This window comes from Romboutsia maritimum (assembly GCF_002251085.2).
Taxonomy (GTDB): Bacteria; Bacillota; Clostridia; order Peptostreptococcales; family Peptostreptococcaceae; genus Romboutsia_B; species Romboutsia_B maritimum.
Genome location: NZ_NOJZ02000107.1, coordinates 1 through 535, shown reverse-complemented (window position 1 = coordinate 535; position 535 = coordinate 1). Strand labels below are relative to the sequence as shown.

Sequence of the window (535 nt, the reverse complement as noted above, 5' to 3'; positions counted from 1 at the left end):
ATATGCCAGAAATAATCCAAACTAAAGACATGTCATCACTAAACATAAAATTTGACTGCGGTCTAAATGACAAAGGAAAATCAATCATAAAATCAAGAAACTTCTCAAACATAAAAGCAGATGCAGCAGCTACTGATCTTTACGATGTAGCACAAAAGATAACAGCACTACAAGAACATGACTTATTCAGCGTAGCAAAAATAGATAAAACTCAATTAAATGCTTAATAAAAATTCGCGTTGCTCAAAAATAATTAATGAAAAGGAGAACTAAACTATGCCTAAAAAAGAAACTAAACTTTTAATGACATTCTCAGGAACAGCAGGAAAGAAATTTAGTATAGCAGTACCTGACCCAAAAGAAGACTTAACAGAAGCACAAATAAAAGAATCAATGGAATTTATAATATCTAAAAATATATTTGCCCCTAGCTTTGGGGAAGATTTACAAAGTGCCCTAGAAGCAAAAGTAGTACAAACTAGAACAACAGATTACGATTTAATAGTTTCGTAACAAATGAAACGCCTCCTAGAAT

The 535-nt window shown here is 31.6% G+C and carries 2 protein-coding genes; both read left to right on the top strand.

What is annotated here, in order from left to right:
- Nucleotides 1-227: DUF1659 domain-containing protein (locus CHF27_RS14080; RefSeq protein WP_095405552.1), on the top strand; the 227-nt coding region annotated here is incomplete at its 5' end.
- A gap of 49 nt (nucleotides 228-276) precedes the next feature.
- On the top strand, nucleotides 277-513 hold the full coding sequence (locus CHF27_RS14075) for a DUF2922 domain-containing protein (protein ID WP_095405551.1): 237 nt from the start codon (nucleotides 277-279) through the stop codon (nucleotides 511-513).
- Nucleotides 514-535 lie beyond the last annotated feature (22 nt).

Bases quoted from the DNA above. Each gene is read 5' to 3' on its own strand.
- CHF27_RS14075 (WP_095405551.1), top strand. From the start codon at position 277: ATGCCTAAAAAAGAAACTAAACTTTTAATGACATTCTCAGGAACAGCA.